General features: G+C 38.8%; 1 protein-coding gene. It reads right to left on the bottom strand.

Annotated elements, in window-relative coordinates:
* Positions 1–198: 198 nt before the first annotated feature.
* Entirely contained in the window at positions 199–714 is a 516-nt protein-coding gene (locus RM529_RS17600; RefSeq protein WP_311486035.1) for a redoxin domain-containing protein, read from the bottom strand.
* Positions 715–819: the final 105 nt, after the last annotated feature.

Here is an 819-nt window from a genome sequence, read left to right as displayed (position 1 = left end):
AGTTTGGAGTTTGGAGTTTGGAGTTTGGAGTTTGGAGTTTGGAGTTTGGAGTTTGGAGTTTAAAGTAAAAAACAATAAACCCCACAGCTTTTAAAAAACTTGCGGGGTTTTTATTTTCACCTTAACTCTTTAACTTTTTTCCTCTTTAGCTTAGAACTTTTTGCTTCTAACTTCATACTTCACACCTCATACTTCAAATCACGCTTCTCCCCTTGCTGGATAATCTTTTTCAACAACAAAGTCTATAGCTTTTAACAGTTCGTCAAATTTTGGGCGTGCAAAAGGCATACTCTGGATGGAGGCTGCATACAGCGTAAAATCTGGTTTTATCAGGAAAAGTCCGGGTTCAAAAAACACATCGGGCTCTTGATCTTTTACGCCTTCAGAAATATATAAATCCCATTTACGGGCATCTTCAGAAACCAGGTCGTAGCCGATAGTAAGATTGTCCACATCCCAGTCGGCAACTGTTTTCTCTGCACGTTCCTTACTATCACCGCTCACGCAAATCACGCTCACGCCTTTATCCCGAAATTTGTCAATTTTCGTATTCAATTCTTCCAGATACTTTTTACAAACCGGGCAATGCAGTCCGCGGTAAAAGATGACCATTATAAAATTTTCAGGCTTTTGTTCCCGCAGTTTCCATTGCATTCCATTGATGGTATTTACAATAAGTCCGGGTGCTTCCTGGCGGGGTAATGTATTTTTCATTTCTTTCAATTTTTATTTCCCTCAAAATACATAAATGCTTCTTCGTCGATGCTAAAAACCCGATAATCTTCTGTTAAGCTTTTTTTAAGTTCGGATTCGGAGTTT

Source organism: Autumnicola edwardsiae (genome assembly GCF_031846505.1).
GTDB lineage: Bacteria > Bacteroidota > Bacteroidia > Flavobacteriales > Flavobacteriaceae > Autumnicola > Autumnicola edwardsiae.
The sequence above is the reverse complement of the archived record's forward strand: the minus strand, read 5'-3'. Positions and strand labels throughout refer to the sequence as shown.